This window comes from Nonomuraea sp. NPDC049486 (genome assembly GCF_040676925.1).
GTDB classification, from domain to species: Bacteria; Actinomycetota; Actinomycetes; order Streptosporangiales; family Streptosporangiaceae; genus Nonomuraea; species Nonomuraea ferruginea.
In genome coordinates, this window is sequence record NZ_JBFAPV010000004.1 from 739,097 (window position 1) to 753,721 (window position 14,625).

Consider the following 14,625-nt stretch of genomic DNA (forward strand, 5'->3'; position numbering starts at 1 on the left):
GGCGCCCCGGATGACCCCGCGGACGAGCGTCCTCAGGGGGCCGCCGGCGATGACGGCGGCCGGACGGAGGAGCCCGGCGAGGGTGAGGAACCTCTCGCTCCTAAGCCTCCCGTCGTGCCTGAACCCGACCGGCCCTCCCGCCCCGAACCGGGTCCCATAGAACCGGAACCCTCGCCCGGTCCAGGTCCCGTGGAACCTGAACCCTCGCCCGGTCCAGGTCCCGTGGAACCTGAACCCTCGCCCGGTCCGGGTCCCGTGGAACCTGAACCCTCTCCGGGCCCCGTTCCTGGGGAACCATCTCCGGGGCCGGCGCCCGGGGGAGGGCCTGGGGAGCCGCGGCATCCGGACCTGCCCGAATCACCGGAGACGCCGCCACCCGCCCAGGTGCCCGACGAGAGTGACGCCGAGCGGACGGCGGTGTTCGAAGTCCCGCCCCGGGACGACGAGAAGGGCCGCGCCTATCCCACCCCCGGCGGCACTCCGCCGTACCCCGGGTGGGAGGGCACCTCCGAGGACCAGCCCACCACCCCCGGTGCCCGGCCCCCGTCCCGCTACGAGGAGCCCGAGGACCGCACCCCGTCCCGCTTCGAGGAGCCCTCCACGGGTGAGCCCCTGCCGTTCGCGGAACCTCCGTACGAGAGCGGTCCCGACGTCCCCCGTCCCGGCCGGCCGGAGGGGGACGAGCCTCACGGCGCGCGTCCGGGTCGTCCGGAAGGCGAGTCCTACGGCGCGCACCGTCAGCAGCCCGGCAGCGGTCCTCAGGCCTACGGCGCCCACCGTGTCCCGCCGCCCGATGACACTCCCAGGTACGGCGAGGACTGGCCCGAGGGCGAAGCCGGTGCAGCTCCCGGACAGCGCCCCGCCACCGGCGAGGGGCCGGGCCCACGCGGGACCGAGCAACCGCCGTACTGGGCGCACGGCGAAGGCCGCGGGGCCTTCGCCGACAGCGGAAAGCATCCCGAGAGCGGAGAACCCACCGGCGACCGTCCGCCCTCCGAGGGCCGGCCCACCGCCCCCGGAGCCACCCCACCACACGAAGGAACTGCAGAAGGGGCCCCCGAGCCTCAGGGCGGGTCGGAGCGCGGAGCGCCGCCTCACGGCAGACCGGAGGGCACGGAGCCGCCTTATGGCAGGCCGGAGGGTGGGGAGTCGCCGTACGGGAGGCCGGAGGGTGGGGCGTCGCCTTATGGAGGGCCGGCGTCGCCGTATGGGGGGCCGTCGCCGTACGGGGGAGCCGGGGGTGGGCCGTACGGGGAGCAGGGGCCGGTGCCGGGGACGTCGCCGTCGAGTCCGTACGGGGGGCCGCCGGGTGGGGGACCCGGGTACGGCGAGTGGCAGGCCGCGCAGCCCGGGAGCGGGCTGGCGACCGCGTCGCTGGTGCTCGGGGTGGCGAGCCCGTTCCTGGTGTTCGTGTGCTTCATCGGCCTGCTCACGGCGATCCTGTCGATCGTGTTCGGCATCGTGGCGCTGGTCCGGCGGGTGGGCAAGGGCAGGGCGATCACCGGGATCGCCTTCAGCGTGCTGGCGTTGGTGGTGTTCGGCGCGGTGTCCCTCTGGTTCTGGGACATCGTGCAGGATTGCGGCCGGCTGCCCCAGGGCCTCGCGGACCGGTGCTTCGAGGAGCGGATCCCGTGGATGCGGGGCCCGCGCTAGACCGGCAGGTGGGCTGACAGGTCGGCGCGGGCGCCGCTGGCCGAGACGGTGCCGGCGGCCACCGCTTCCGCCCAGGTGAGGCGGCCGGTGGCCAGCTCGATCCAGGTGCGCGGGTCGGTCTCGACGACGTTGGGCGGGGTGCCGCGGGTGTGGCGGGGGCCGGCGATCGCCTGGACGGCAGCGTACGGGGGGACGCGGACCTCGACGGTGCGGCCGGGCGCGGCGGTGACGAGCCGGTCGAGCAGGTGACGCACGACCAGACGGGCCGCCGAGCGCTCGGGCTGGAGGCCGCGGTCGTAGGCGGCGAGCACGGCGGCGACGAGCGCCCCCGTGAGGGCGTCGGCGGGCCCGTCGTAGGGCGGCCGGTCGAGCGCGACGAGCTGGTCGTCAAGGGCGGATCTCAGCTTCTCGGGGTCGATTCTGCGTGGTGGCACCGCCCCATTGTCCTCTGACGGGCGACGGTAAAGCGTTCATCGAGGCGGTGGCGTTCGTTCATCTCGGGTTGGTGCGGTGACCGTAACGTCCCGGCGGGAGAACCGCGCAACCTTGGAGGACCCTGTGGCGAACCTGTCGCCGCGCCGGCTGCTGCCGCTGCTTTCCACCCCGCACAAGGGTGGCCGATCCGCGATGACCTGTCAGTTCCGATGCGGCAACCAGTGCGCGCACGACGTGGCCAACACCAGCGGCAACCCGTACTTCGGCGAGGTGGCCGAGCAGGCGCTGTCCCGCCGGGGCGTGCTGCGCGCCGGTGCGCTGGGCGCGCTGGTGGCCGGCGCCGGCGTGACGATGGGGGCGGCCCCGGCGATGGCCGACCCGGGCAGGTCCGGCCCCCCGCGTGGCAAGGGCGGGCTCGGCTTCGAGCCGGTGGCGCCCAACAAGGCTGACGCGCTGACCGTGCCCAAGGGGTACAGGTCGTCGGCGGTGGTGCGCTGGGGTGACCCGGTGCTGCCGGGCGCGCCCGCGTTCGACTTCGACAACCAGACGGCCGAGGCGCAGGCCATGCAGTTCGGCTACAACTGTGACTACGTCACGCTCTTCGAGATGAACCGCAACCGCGGGCTGCTGTGGGTGAACCACGAGTACACCGACGAGAACCTGATGTTCCGCGGTTACACCGACGGGACGGCGGCCACCGAGGAGCAGATCAAGATCGCGATGGCGGCCCACGGCGGCTCGGTGGTCGAGGTGGAGCGGGTCCGCAACACGGGCGAGTGGAAGCTCGTCACCAACGGGCGCCGCCGCTACAACCGGCGGATCACGGTGTCGACGCCGATGCGGTTCTCCGGTCCGGCCGCCGGCAGCGACCTGCTGAAGACGACCGCCGACCCCAAGGGCGTCAAGCCGGTCGGCATGCTCAACAACTGCGCCGGCGGCACCACCCCGTGGGGCACGGTGCTGACCGCCGAGGAGAACTTCAACCAGTACTTCGTCAACGGTGACAAGGTCCCCGAGGCGCAGAAGCCGTACATCACCCGCTACAGCATCCCGTCGGGCACCGCGGGCCGCCGGTTCGACCGCATCGAGGAGCGGTTCGACCTGGAGAAGCACCCGAACGAGGTCAACCGGTTCGGCTGGATCGTGGAGATCGACCCGTTCGACCCGGACTCGACCCCGATCAAGCGGACCGCGCTGGGCCGCTTCGCGCACGAGGCCGCGACGACGACGATCTCCCGTGACGGCCGCCTGGTCGCCTACATGGGCGACGACTCACGCTTCGAGTACGTCTACAAGTTCGTCTCCAAGGGCCGCTACATCAAGGGCCACGACCGGCACAACCGCACCCTGCTGGACGAGGGCACGCTGTACGTCGCCAGGTTCACCGGCGACAGCCCGAAGGAGGAGCTCGACGGCTCGGGCAAGCTGCCGTCGGACGGCGCCTTCGACGGCTCGGGCGAGTGGATCCCGCTGGTGAGCGGCGACAGGTCGTTCGTCGAGGGCATGACCGCCGCGGAGGTGCTGGTCTACACCCGCGCCGCCGCCGACAAGGTGTCGGCCACCAAGATGGACCGCCCCGAGGACATGGAGCGCAACCCCGTCACCGGCGGCGTCTACATCGCGCTGACCAACAACTCCAACCGCACCCCGGCCCAGGTGGACGAGGCCAACCCGCGCGCCGCCAACAAGCACGGCCACGTGGTGGAGCTGATCGAGCAGCGCGACGACGCGGCGGCCAAGAAGTTCTCCTGGTCGGTCCCGCTGGTCTCCGGCGACCCGAACGACCCCTCGACCTACTTCGCCGGGTTCGACAAGACCAAGGTGTCGCCGATCTCCTGCCCGGACAACCTGGCCTTCGACCCCGACGGCAACCTGTGGATCTCCACTGACGGCAACGCCCTCGGCACCAACGACGGCCTGTTCGTGATGCCGGTCAAGGGCAAGGAGCGCGGTTACGTACGCCAGTTCCTCACCGTGCCGGTCGCCGCGGAGACCTGCGGTCCGCTGATCAGCGACGACCAGCTCAGCGTGTGGGTCGCGGTGCAGCACCCCGGCGAGGCGGACGGCGCGACGCCCGACCGGCCCGCCAGCCGCTGGCCCGACGGCGAGGGCAGCCAGCCGCGGCCGTCGGTGGCCGTGGTCTGGCACGAGCGCGGCAAGAAGATCGGCGCTTGACCTAAAGAGAGGTTCAGGTTTTAGCCTCCATGCCATGAGCATGGAAGTGACTGCCTGGCATCAGCTGTATTCACTGAACAACGAACCGGAGCGTCGCCAGATCTCGAAGGCGACGCTCCGCCGCGTGTGGGGGTTCGCCCGGCCGCACCGCCGGAAACTGACGCTGTTCCTGGGCCTGAGCGTGGTGATGGCGGCGCTGGCGGTGGCCCCGCCGGTGCTGGCCGGCCGGGTGCTCGACGCGATCGGCGCCGGCGAGCCGGTGGGCGTGGTGGTCGGCCTGGCGGGCCTGATCGCCGGTCTGGCCCTGGCCGAGGCGGGGCTGGGGCTGGTGGCCCGCTGGCTGTCGGCCGGCCTCGGCGAGGGCCTGATCCTGGACCTCCGCACGGCGGTCTTCGACCACGTGCAGCGCATGCCCGTCGCGTTCTTCACCAGGACGCGTACGGGCGCGCTGGTGAGCAGGCTGAACAACGACGTGATCGGGGCGCAGCGGGCGTTCACCGACACGCTCTCCGGCGTCGTGGGCAACGTGGTGACGCTGGTGCTGGCGATCACCGTCATGATCTCGCTGTCGTGGCAGATCACGCTGCTGGCGCTGCTGCTGCTCCCGGTGTTCGTGCTGCCGGCCCGCCGGATGGGCACCAGGATCGCCCGGTTGCGGCGCGAGGCCGCCGACCACAACGCGGCCATGGGGTCCCAGATGACCGAGCGGTTCTCGGCGCCGGGGGCGACGCTGGTGAAGCTGTTCGGCCGGCCTGTCAGGGAGTCGGCCGAGTTCGCGGCGCGGGCCGGGCGGGTGCGCGACATCGGGGTGCGCACGGCCATGACCCAGTCGGCGTTCATCACCGCGCTGACGCTGGTCTCGTCGCTGGCCCTGGCGCTGGTCTACGGGCTGGGCGGCTTCTACGCGCTGGCCGGGCGGCTGGACGCGGGCTCGGTGGTGGCGCTGGCGCTGCTGATCACCCGGCTCTACTCGCCGCTGACCGCCCTGGCCAGCGCCCGGGTGGACGTGATGAGCGCGCTGGTCAGCTTCGAGCGCGTCTTCGAGGTGCTCGACCTGGAGCCGCTGATCAAGGAGAAGCCGGACGCGCGGGCCGTGCCCGAGGGGCCGGTGTCGATCGAGTTCGACGACGTGCGCTTCGCGTACCCGTCGGCGGACAAGGTGTCGCTCGCCTCGCTGGAGGAGGTGGCCGCGCTCGACACCCGCGGCGGCGTCGAGGTGCTGCACGGCGTCTCCTTCACCGCCGCGCCCGGCCAGACGGTCGCCCTGGTGGGCTCGTCGGGCGCGGGCAAGTCGACGATCGCCCAGCTCATCCCGCGGCTGTACGACGTGGACTCGGGCGCGGTGCGGATCGGCGGCGTGGACGTGCGCGACCTGGCCGCCGACTCCATCAGGGGGACGCTCGGCATGGTCACCCAGGACGGTCACCTGTTCCACGACACGATCAGGAACAACCTGCTGTTCGTCCGGCCGGACGCCGCCGAGGAGGAGCTGTGGGACGCGCTGCGCCGGGCGAGGCTCGGCGACCTGATCGAGTCCCTGCCCGACCGGCTGGACACGGTCGTGGGCGAGCGCGGCTACCGGCTGTCGGGAGGCGAGCGCCAGCGGCTGACGATCGCCCGGCTGCTGCTGGCCGGGTCGCGGGTGGTCATCCTGGACGAGGCCACGGCCGCGCTCGACTCCACCAACGAGGCGGCCGTGCAGGAGGCCCTGGCCGAGGCGCTCGACGGGCGCACCGCGGTGGTGATCGCGCACCGGCTGTCCACGATCCGCGCCGCCGACGTCATCCTGGTCATCGAGGACGGCCGGGTGGCCGAGCGCGGCACGCACGCCGAGCTGCTCGCCGCCGGCGGCCGTTACGAGGAGCTGTACCGCACCCAGTTCGCCGAGCCCGTCGTCGCCGTGTGAAGCCGCGGCTCAGCGGCGGGGGGAGCGGGCCAGGGCGGCCAGGGCTGCGCCGGCCAGGGCGACCGCGAACAGCACCGCGTACGTCCGCTGGAAGCCGGCCATGAGCTGGTCGAGCGCCACCGGTGAGAGCCGTGACAGCGTCCCGGCGTACACCTGGGCCCTGACCTCGGGGCCGACGGCGCTGCCGAGCACGCTCAGCGACAGCCCGACGCTGAGCACCACGCCGACGTTCATCACCATGAGCCGGAACCCGTTCACCACGCCCAGGCTCCCGCTCGGCAGCGCGCCCATCACCTGCGTGGTGTTGCCGGTCAGGAAGGTCCCGCTGCCGCAGCCGGCCACGAACAGCCCGAGACCGATCACCCAGTACGGGGTGCCAGGGTCGGTCGCCAGCAGGAGCGCGCCGAGCCCGGCGGAGCTCATCAGGGCCCCGCCGATGCTCAGCGCGTACGGCGACACCCTGCGCCCGAGCGCGCCCACGATCGGCGAGGCCAGCCCCATGCCCACCGGCACCGGCAGCACGCTCAGCCCGGCCTCGAAGGGACCGAGCCCCCGGGCCGCCTGGAAGTAGAGCGCCACCACGAGGATCAGCGAGGCCCTGGCGACCGCGTTGCAGAAGGAGGCCAGGTTCGCGCAAGCCAGCATCCGCCCGCCGAACAGGCGCAGGTCGAGCACCGGGTGGGCGGCCCGCCGCTCCACGATCACGATCAGCGGCACCAGCAACGCGAACACGCCGGCCCCGGCCAGCACCACCGGGCTGGTCAGCCCGCCCGACCCGGCCTCCGACAGGGCCAGCAGCACCGCCGACAGGGCCGCGAACACCAGCGCGTTGCCCAGCGCGTCCACCGGGCGCCGGGGCCCGCGCGGCATCTTGCGCAGCGTGACCGCTCCCCAGACGACCGCGGCCAGCCCGGCGGGCACGTTGACCCAGAAGATCCACTGCCAGCCCGCGGTGGACGCGATCAGCCCGCCCAGCGTGGGCCCGGCGAGCTGGGCGACCGACAGGGTGCCCATGTAGACGCCCATGCCCTGGCTCAGCCGGTCGGGCGGGAACGCCTCGGTGATGATGACGGTGCCGTTGGCCAGGATCATGGCCGCGCCCACGGCCTGCAGCACCCGCATGGCGACCAGGAACCACACGTCCGGCGAGAACCCGGCCAGCAGCGAGGCCAGGGTGAACAGGGCGAACCCGGCCAGATAGACCTCCCGCCGGCCGAGCAGGTCGGCGACCCGGCCGAAGAACATCAGGCTCGCGGTGTTGGTCAGGAGGAAGGCCAGCAGGATCCACCCCGACTGGAACGGGGTGGCGTGGAAGTGGCGCACGACGGTGGGGAGCGCCACGTTGAGTGTGCTGCCGGCCATGCCGATGAGGATCAGCCCCAGACTGGTGACCGAGCACACACGCCACGCGTAACGTAACCGGGCCTGATCGGGGGAGACGGCGACCATGCCTTCCACTATGACGTACGACGTACGCCCGCGGTCAGCTGGGTGAGGGATATTCTAGAATTCTGTTCACCGAGCGCGTTTGCGCAGTCCCTCCAGGTCGTGGATGACCACCCGGCGCCGCCCGGTCTCGATCAGCCCGCGGTCGCGTAACGTGCGCAGCGCCTTGCTGACCGCCTCCCTGGACGCCCCCGTCCACCCGGCGAGTTCGTCCTGCGACAGCGGCAGCGCCACCCGCACCCCGCTGTTGGTCTTCTCGCCGTAGCGCTCGGCCAGCTCGATCAGCCGGGTGGCCACCCGGCCCGTGGTGTCGAACGCGCCGTACTCGATGCGTTTGCGGTCGGAGTCGCGCAGACGGTCGGTGACCATCCGCATGAGCAGCACCGCGATCCGCCCGTGCTCCTGGAGGAAGCCGGGGAAGTCGCGGACGACGATGCCGGAGATGGGCTCCAGCGCCGTCACCGTGGCCGAGCGCGGCGAGCCGTCGATGCTCGACATGTCCCCGAGCAGCCCGCCCGCGCCGCGCACGGCCAGCACCACCTCGGTGCCGCCGCTGGTGTGGGAGGACACCTTGACCCGGCCCTCGGTCAGCACGAGCACCCAGTCGGAGGTGTCGCCTTCCGACATGACCGTCGCCCCGCGGTCCCATCTGCGCGGCCGGCCGGCCGCGCGCAGGGCCTCGATCTCGTCGTCGGTGAGCATGGAGAGGAACTCGCCCGGCTCTGCCTTCATGCGCCCGATTATGTCCGTACGACGAGCGCCATAGCTATCGCATTGACGTGAGAACGTACGCCTCGACGAGCTCCTGCTTGCCCTTCAGGCTCAGCTTGCCCAGCGGCCGCACGGTCACGCCGTCGCCGAGCTCCTTGAGCGTGGCCGAGCCGATCACCACCGTGCCGGGCTCGGCCAGCGACTCCAGCCGGGAGGCCACGTTCACGCAGTCGCCCATCGCGTTGAAACCGCGCAGCTCCGGGCTGCCGATGTTGCCCACCAGCGCCGGCCCGGTGTTGACCCCCACCCGGAACGTCGGCCACGGCTCCTGGCCGGTCCGCCGCCACGCCATCTCCTCCGCCACCTCGGCGGCGGCCCGCTGCATCGCCAGCGCGGCCGCGCAGGCGGCCCTGGCGTGCCCCGCCTGCGTGGCCGGGGCGTTGAACAGGGCCAGCATCGCGTCGCCGACGAACTGCACGATCGTGCCGCCGTTGGAGAGGACGCACGGCACCGCGGCCGTGTGGTAGCGGTTGAGCATCTCCACGATCTCGCCCGGCGCGACCCGTTCGGAGAACGAGGTGAACCCCTTCAGGTCGGCGAAGAGCGCGGTGACCTCCTTGACCTGGCCGCCCAGCTCGGCCTGGGCCGGGTCGGCGAGCAGCGCGTTCGCCACGTCGGGCGACATGTACTGCCGGAAGAGCGTGTGCAGCTCGCTGTAGAGGCGGGCGTTCTCCAGCGAGATGGACAGCTGCCCGGCCAGGGTGGCGGCCAGCGCCTCGTCCTGCTCGGTGCGGCCGATCGGCACCTCCAGCACGCCGGCCAGCCGGTTCTTGACGGTAAGCGGGAAGGCGATGCGGCCGTCCCCCCTGACGGGGACGTCGCCGGGGAACTCGTACGAACGCGACCCGATCTGCGCCTGACCGTCGGACACCAGCCCGATCCGCACGTCACCGTACGCCTGCCTGACCCGGTCCAGCGCCGCGGCCAGCAACGCCTGCTCCGGCAGGCCGACGCGGGTCTGGGCGCTCACGTCGACGAGCGCGCCCAGCCGCTCGGACAGCTCCCGCTCGTCGGCCAGCGCCCGGCCCGCCCGGTCGAGCACCGCCGCCTGGCCCTCGCTCAGCCGGAACTTGCCCGACAGCCGGGAGGCGGCCAGCGGCTCGCCCCGCCGCACGTGCTCGACCAGCTCCTCCAGCGCGCGGTCGTAGTCGCGCTGGATGCGCCGCACGGTCGCCGAGAGCGCCACCGAGTCGAACAGCCCCGCGCTCGACCCCTCCCGCCTGAACTGCAGGTAGGCGCTGTAGGCGACGAACCCGAAGGCGAACGTCAGCAGGACGTGCCACTCCCACCAGGTCAGGTGCCAGTTGAGCTGCGGCATCCCGGCGATCATGCACTCGGCCAGCAGCGCGTACGCCGTGATCAGGCTGATCAGCATGGCCGACGGCCGCCGCCGGTGGAGCATGAACATCATCACGGCGGCCGCCGCGTAGAGCGCCAGCCCCGGCACCGACAGCCACACCACCCAGACCACCGGGTCCGTGAGCGGCGGCCGGCTGAGCGGCGTCACGTCCGGGACCAGCGAGGCCAGCCCCCACAGCGCCATGAACCCGAAGAGCACGCCGCGTATCACGTGCTGCGCCCTGAACACCTGGCCGGCCGCCCGCTCGTCCAGCGGCAGCGCCGAGGCGAACGCGAACCCGGAGGCGATCGTCAGCCCGACCGTCTGCCCTAGGTCGAAGCCGAGCGACCCGGTGGGCAGGATCACCTTCGGGGTGGCCAGCCCGTGCAGGAAGAAGAAGCCCGCGCTGCTGATGAACACCATGGAGACCAGGAACAGGCGGGCGTCCTGCCGCTTGCGCGAGGCCTCGCTGATGAGCGTGCCGAGCCCGACGTTCAGCCCGGCGACGATCACGATCATCCAGAAATGGCTGGGGTTGTGCTGCCACTCGACGTTCAGGTGCGGCTGCGCGAGCAGCAGCCAGAACCCGAGCAGCGGCAGCGAGAGGTGGATCACCCAGACGACCCCGCGCACCGGCTGGGTGGCGGGAGGAAGGTAAGGCTCGGGCGTCGGCACGCCCTGATTATCCCCGCGGGACCGGGCCTGCCAATGCGTCTTTTTACTCGCATCAACCTTCATGACAGGTCAAGTAACGTCAACCCGTATTGTCACGGACTGTTTCGTAATCGACACGTTATGTGAGAGCTGTCATCCATTGGAACGGTTGACGCGTGAGAACCATGAGCAACATCCGTATCTGAGAGGGACCATTCGATGAAGATTCTGCGCGTGGCCGCGGTGGGCGCGCTGGCCGCCTCACTTCTCACCGTGGGGGGCGCCGCCACCGCCTCTTCCGCCACCACCGCCGCCGCGGCCGGCGAGGTCACGGCCTGCGTGCACAAGAAGTCGCGGTACGTCCGGATCATCAACGCGTCCGGCAAGTGCAAGCCGGCCGAGATCCGGATGAAGATCGGCGGTGGCGAGACGGTGACCCAGACCGCGGTCACGTCCGGTCCCAAGGGCGACACCGGGGCGCAGGGCCCCAAGGGTGACACCGGCGCCCAGGGCCCGCGCGGCATGCGCGGCCCCCAGGGCAAGCAGGGCGCCCAGGGCCCGAAGGGCGACACCGGGCCGCAGGGCCCGAAGGGGGAGCAGGGCGAGCAGGGCCCGAAGGGCGACACCGGCCCGGCCGGTCCCAAGGGTGACAGCGGCCCGGCGGGGCCGAAGGGTGAGAAGGGCGACAAGGGCCCCAAGGGTGACACCGGGCCGGCGGGTCCCCAGGGCAAGCAGGGCGTCCCGGGCCCGAAGGGCGAGAAGGGCGAGCCGGGCAGGGACGGTAAGGACGGCGGCGGCAGCTTCACGACCTACACCAAGACCCAGCAGTTCTCCCGCAGCGGCGCCAGCGCCAACTGCAACCAGGGTGACCTGGCGACCGGCGGCGGCTTCGCCGTCAGCTCGGGCACGCAGGTCATCGCCAGCGCCCCCACCGGCTCCGGCACCTGGACCGTCACGGTCCAGGGCCAGGGCCAGACGAGCGGCACCGTCTACGTGGTGTGCCTGAAGAAGAGCTCCTGACACACCGAAAGGGCCGGTACGGGGCGCGTACCGGCCCTTTCTCGCGTCCGGTCTCAGCCGAAGAGCGCCGGCAGCGTGGCCGCGTGCCTCTCCCGCAGCTCCTCGACCGGCACCTCCAGCACGCCCTCGACCACCAGCGACGTCCCGCCCGTGACGCCCAGCCCGTAGCACGGCACGTCGTGCTCGGCGCAGAGCTTGGCCAGGTCGTCGAACGCCTCCGGCCGCACCGCTACCAGCGCCCTGGCCGCCGACTCGCTGAACAGCTCGGTGAACGGGTCGCCGGTGAGCGTCACCCGGGCGCCCACGCCGCGCGCCATGCAGGACTCCGCCAGCGCGATGGCCAGGCCGCCGTCGGACAGGTCGTGCGAGCCCTCCAGCAGGCCCCGCGCGGCCGCCGTCACCAGCACCCGGCCCAGCCCCTGCTCGGCCTCCAGGTCCGCCTCGGGCGGCAGGCCGCCCAGGTGGCCGTGCTCGACGTGCGCCCACTCCGAGCCGCCGAACTCGGCCCGCGTCTCGCCCAGCAGCGCCACCCGCAGCCCTTCGCCGGTGAACCCGGTCGGCACCCGCCTGGCCACGTCGTTGATCACGCCGAGCACGCCGACCACCGGGGTCGGGTTGATCGCCGTCGACCCGGTCTGGTTGTAGAAGGACACGTTGCCGCCGGTCACCGGCACGCCCAGGATCCGGCAGGCGTCGGCCAGGCCGCGCACCGCCTCCGCGAACTGCCACATCACCTCGGGGTCCTCCGGCGAGCCGAAGTTGAGGCAGTTGGTGACGGCCAGCGGCCTGGCGCCGGTGACGGCCACGTTGCGGTACGCCTCGGCCAGCGCGAGCTGCGCGCCCGCGTACGGGTCGAGCTTGGCGTAGCGGCCGTTGCCGTCGGTCGACAGCGCGATGCCGCGGGTGGTCGGCTCGGCCCCCTCGATGTCCTGCGCCACACGCAGCATCCCCGCGTCGGCGGGCTGGGCGAGGACCGTGTTGGAGCGTACGTACCGGTCGTACTGGCCGGTCACCCACTCCTTCGACGCCAGGTTGGGCGAGCCGAGCAGCCGCAGCAGCGTCGCGCGCAGGTCGGACGGGCGCTCCAGCCGGTCGGGGGTGTCGGCGTTCAGCGCCGCCTGCCCCGACGGCTCATGGTAGGGGCGCTCGTAGACCGGGCCGTCGTCGGCCGCGGTGCCCGGCGGGATGTCGACGATGACCTCGCCGTTCCAGGTCATCACGAGCCGGCCGGTGTCGGTCACCTCGCCGATCACGGTGGCGGGGACGTCCCACTTCTCGCAGATCGCCATGAACGCCGGGATGTCGGAGGGCCGGACGACGGCCATCATCCGCTCCTGCGACTCGCTCATCAGGATCTCCTCCGGGCGCAGGGAGGGATCGCGGAGCGGGACCAGGTTGAGGTCGACGTCCATGCCGCCGGTGCCCTTGGCGGCCAGCTCGGTGGTCGCGCAGGACACGCCGGCCGCGCCGAGGTCCTGGATGCCGACGACCACGTCGGCCGCGTACAGCTCCAGGCAGCACTCGATGAGCAGCTTCTCCATGAACGGGTCGCCCACCTGGACGGCGGGCCGCTTGGCCGCGGACTCGTCCTCGAACGTCGCGCTGGCCAGCACGCTCGCGCCGCCGATGCCGTCGGGGCCCGTCGAGGCGCCGAACAGCACCACCTTGTTGCCCGGCCCCGGCGCGGTCGCCAGCTTGATCTGGTCCTTGCGCAGCAGGCCCACGCAGAGCGCGTTGACCAGCGGGTTGCCGATGTAGCACGGGTCGAAGACGACCTCGCCGCCGATGTTGGGCAGGCCGAGGCAGTTGCCGTAGTGGCTGATGCCCTCCACCACGCCGGGCAGCACCCGGCGGGTGTCGGCCTGGTCGGCGCCGCCGAACCGCAGGGAGTCCATCACCGCGATCGGCCGCGCGCCCATCGACATGATGTCGCGGACGATCCCGCCGACACCGGTGGCCGCACCCTGGTGCGGCTCGACGTACGAGGGATGGTTGTGCGACTCGATCTTGAACGTGGCGGCCCAGCCGTCGCCGATGTCGACCACGCCCGCGTTCTCGCCCATGCCCACCAGCAGGGCGTCGGAATGCGGGGCCTTGGTGGCGAACTGCTTGAGATGCACCTTCGACGACTTGTACGAGCAGTGCTCGGACCACATGACGCTGTAGATGGCCAGCTCGGAGCCGGTCGGGCGGCGGCCCAGGATCTCGCGGACCCGGTCGTACTCGTCCTGCTTCATGCCCAGCTCGGCGAAGGGCATCGGCTCGTCGGGGGTGACCTCCGCACGCTTGACGGAGTCGGTGCTCATGCGTCCACCAGCTTCTTGAGAATGGAGGTGAAGAAGCCGAGGCCGTCGGTGCCCGGCGCGCCGACCAGATCCTCGACCGCGTGCTCGGGATGCGGCATCAGGCCGACGACGTTGCCCGCCTCGTTGCGCACCCCGGCGATGTCGTTGAGCGAGCCGTTGGGGTTGCCGCCCACGTAACGGACCACGACCCGCCCGGTGGCCTCCAGCTCGGCCAGCGTCTCCGGGTCGGCCACGTAACGGCCCTCGCCGTGCTTGACCGGCAGCGTGATCTCCTGACCGGCCGCGTACGCGTTCGTCCACGCCGTGTCGGCCGTCTCGATCCGCACCCGCTGGTCGCGGCAGACATAGTGGAGCGAGGCGTTACGCGTCAGCGCGCCGGGCAGCAGATGGGCCTCGCACAGGATCTGGAACCCGTTGCAGGTGCCCAGCACCGGCAGCCCCGCCCGCGCGGCGGACACGATCTCCTCCATCAGCGGCGCGAACCGGGAGATGGCCCCGCACCGGAGATAGTCGCCATAGGAGAACCCGCCCGGCAGGAAGACCGCGTCGACCCCCTTGAGATCCCGGTCGGCGTGCCACAGCGGCACCGGCTCCCCGCCCACGAGGCGCACGGCCTTGGCGGCATCCTGGTCGTCGAGTGTGCCTGGAAACGTCACTACGCCCACGCGGGCAGCGCTCATGACTGTCGTCCCCTCCGAGGAGTTGCGCAGCCGCCATCTCCGTGGCAGGCGGCGGTCACTTCAGGTTATCGGGTGCGCCCCGATGCTCCTCATCAACCTCCGCCCTTCGTACGCCCACCCAAGGCCCTCGCTCCGCTCGGACGCCCTTCCAGAGGGCTACCGCCCGACGCCCCACAAGCGGCCATAGGCATCAGGAGATCCGGGACCCGGCGTCGAACGCGCGAGCGGACGAAAACAGCA

General features: G+C 72.0%; 10 protein-coding genes. 4 read left to right on the top strand and 6 right to left on the bottom strand.

All coding sequences use genetic code 11. The features are described 5' to 3' along the window. Positions 1 to 384: 384 nt before the first annotated feature. Complete coding sequence (locus AB0K05_RS15985; RefSeq protein ID WP_364229747.1) at positions 385 to 1,653, top strand: hypothetical protein; 1,269 nt, start codon at positions 385 to 387, stop codon at positions 1,651 to 1,653. Here the strand turns inward: AB0K05_RS15985 and AB0K05_RS15990 are convergent. After that, positions 1,650 to 2,087, bottom strand: a complete 438-nt coding sequence (locus AB0K05_RS15990; protein ID WP_148035182.1) for a sterol carrier family protein — start codon at positions 2,085 to 2,087, stop codon at positions 1,650 to 1,652. The genes AB0K05_RS15985 and AB0K05_RS15990 overlap by 4 nt on opposite strands. Before the next feature lie 124 nt (positions 2,088 to 2,211). Between AB0K05_RS15990 and AB0K05_RS15995 the strand changes: the two genes are divergently transcribed. Continuing rightward, on the top strand, positions 2,212 to 4,263 hold the full coding sequence (locus AB0K05_RS15995; RefSeq protein ID WP_364229749.1) for a PhoX family phosphatase: 2,052 nt from the start codon (positions 2,212 to 2,214) through the stop codon (positions 4,261 to 4,263). 34 nt (positions 4,264 to 4,297) lie between these two features. Then, positions 4,298 to 6,169, top strand: a complete 1,872-nt coding sequence (locus AB0K05_RS16000; RefSeq protein ID WP_148035181.1) for an ABC transporter ATP-binding protein — start codon at positions 4,298 to 4,300, stop codon at positions 6,167 to 6,169. A gap of 9 nt (positions 6,170 to 6,178) precedes the next feature. On the opposite strand, the gene AB0K05_RS16005 is transcribed toward AB0K05_RS16000, so the two are convergent. From AB0K05_RS16005 to AB0K05_RS16015, 3 genes are all read right to left on the bottom strand, one after another. After that, positions 6,179 to 7,618: an MFS transporter gene (locus AB0K05_RS16005; protein ID WP_148035180.1), complete on the bottom strand. Its 1,440-nt coding sequence runs from the start codon at positions 7,616 to 7,618 to the stop codon at positions 6,179 to 6,181. A gap of 66 nt (positions 7,619 to 7,684) precedes the next feature. Further along, positions 7,685 to 8,347 (bottom strand): Crp/Fnr family transcriptional regulator, encoded by a 663-nt coding sequence (locus AB0K05_RS16010; RefSeq protein WP_148035179.1) that lies wholly within the window; start codon positions 8,345 to 8,347, stop codon positions 7,685 to 7,687. A gap of 34 nt (positions 8,348 to 8,381) precedes the next feature. Next, positions 8,382 to 10,400: an adenylate/guanylate cyclase domain-containing protein gene (locus tag AB0K05_RS16015; protein ID WP_364229752.1), complete on the bottom strand. Its 2,019-nt coding sequence runs from the start codon at positions 10,398 to 10,400 to the stop codon at positions 8,382 to 8,384. A 198-nt stretch (positions 10,401 to 10,598) separates the two neighbouring features. Between AB0K05_RS16015 and AB0K05_RS16020 the strand changes: the two genes are divergently transcribed. Then, positions 10,599 to 11,399 (top strand): hypothetical protein, encoded by an 801-nt coding sequence (locus tag AB0K05_RS16020; protein ID WP_364229754.1) that lies wholly within the window; start codon positions 10,599 to 10,601, stop codon positions 11,397 to 11,399. Between the two features lie 53 nt (positions 11,400 to 11,452). Here the strand turns inward: AB0K05_RS16020 and purL are convergent, their stop codons facing one another. Both purL and purQ read right to left on the bottom strand, forming a co-directional pair. Continuing rightward, on the bottom strand, positions 11,453 to 13,705 hold the full coding sequence (purL, locus tag AB0K05_RS16025) for a phosphoribosylformylglycinamidine synthase subunit PurL (RefSeq protein ID WP_364229756.1): 2,253 nt from the start codon (positions 13,703 to 13,705) through the stop codon (positions 11,453 to 11,455). Next, positions 13,702 to 14,385 (bottom strand): phosphoribosylformylglycinamidine synthase subunit PurQ, encoded by a 684-nt coding sequence (purQ, locus tag AB0K05_RS16030; RefSeq protein ID WP_271275691.1) that lies wholly within the window; start codon positions 14,383 to 14,385, stop codon positions 13,702 to 13,704. Before purQ ends, purL begins: the two co-directional genes overlap by 4 nt. Positions 14,386 to 14,625: the final 240 nt, after the last annotated feature.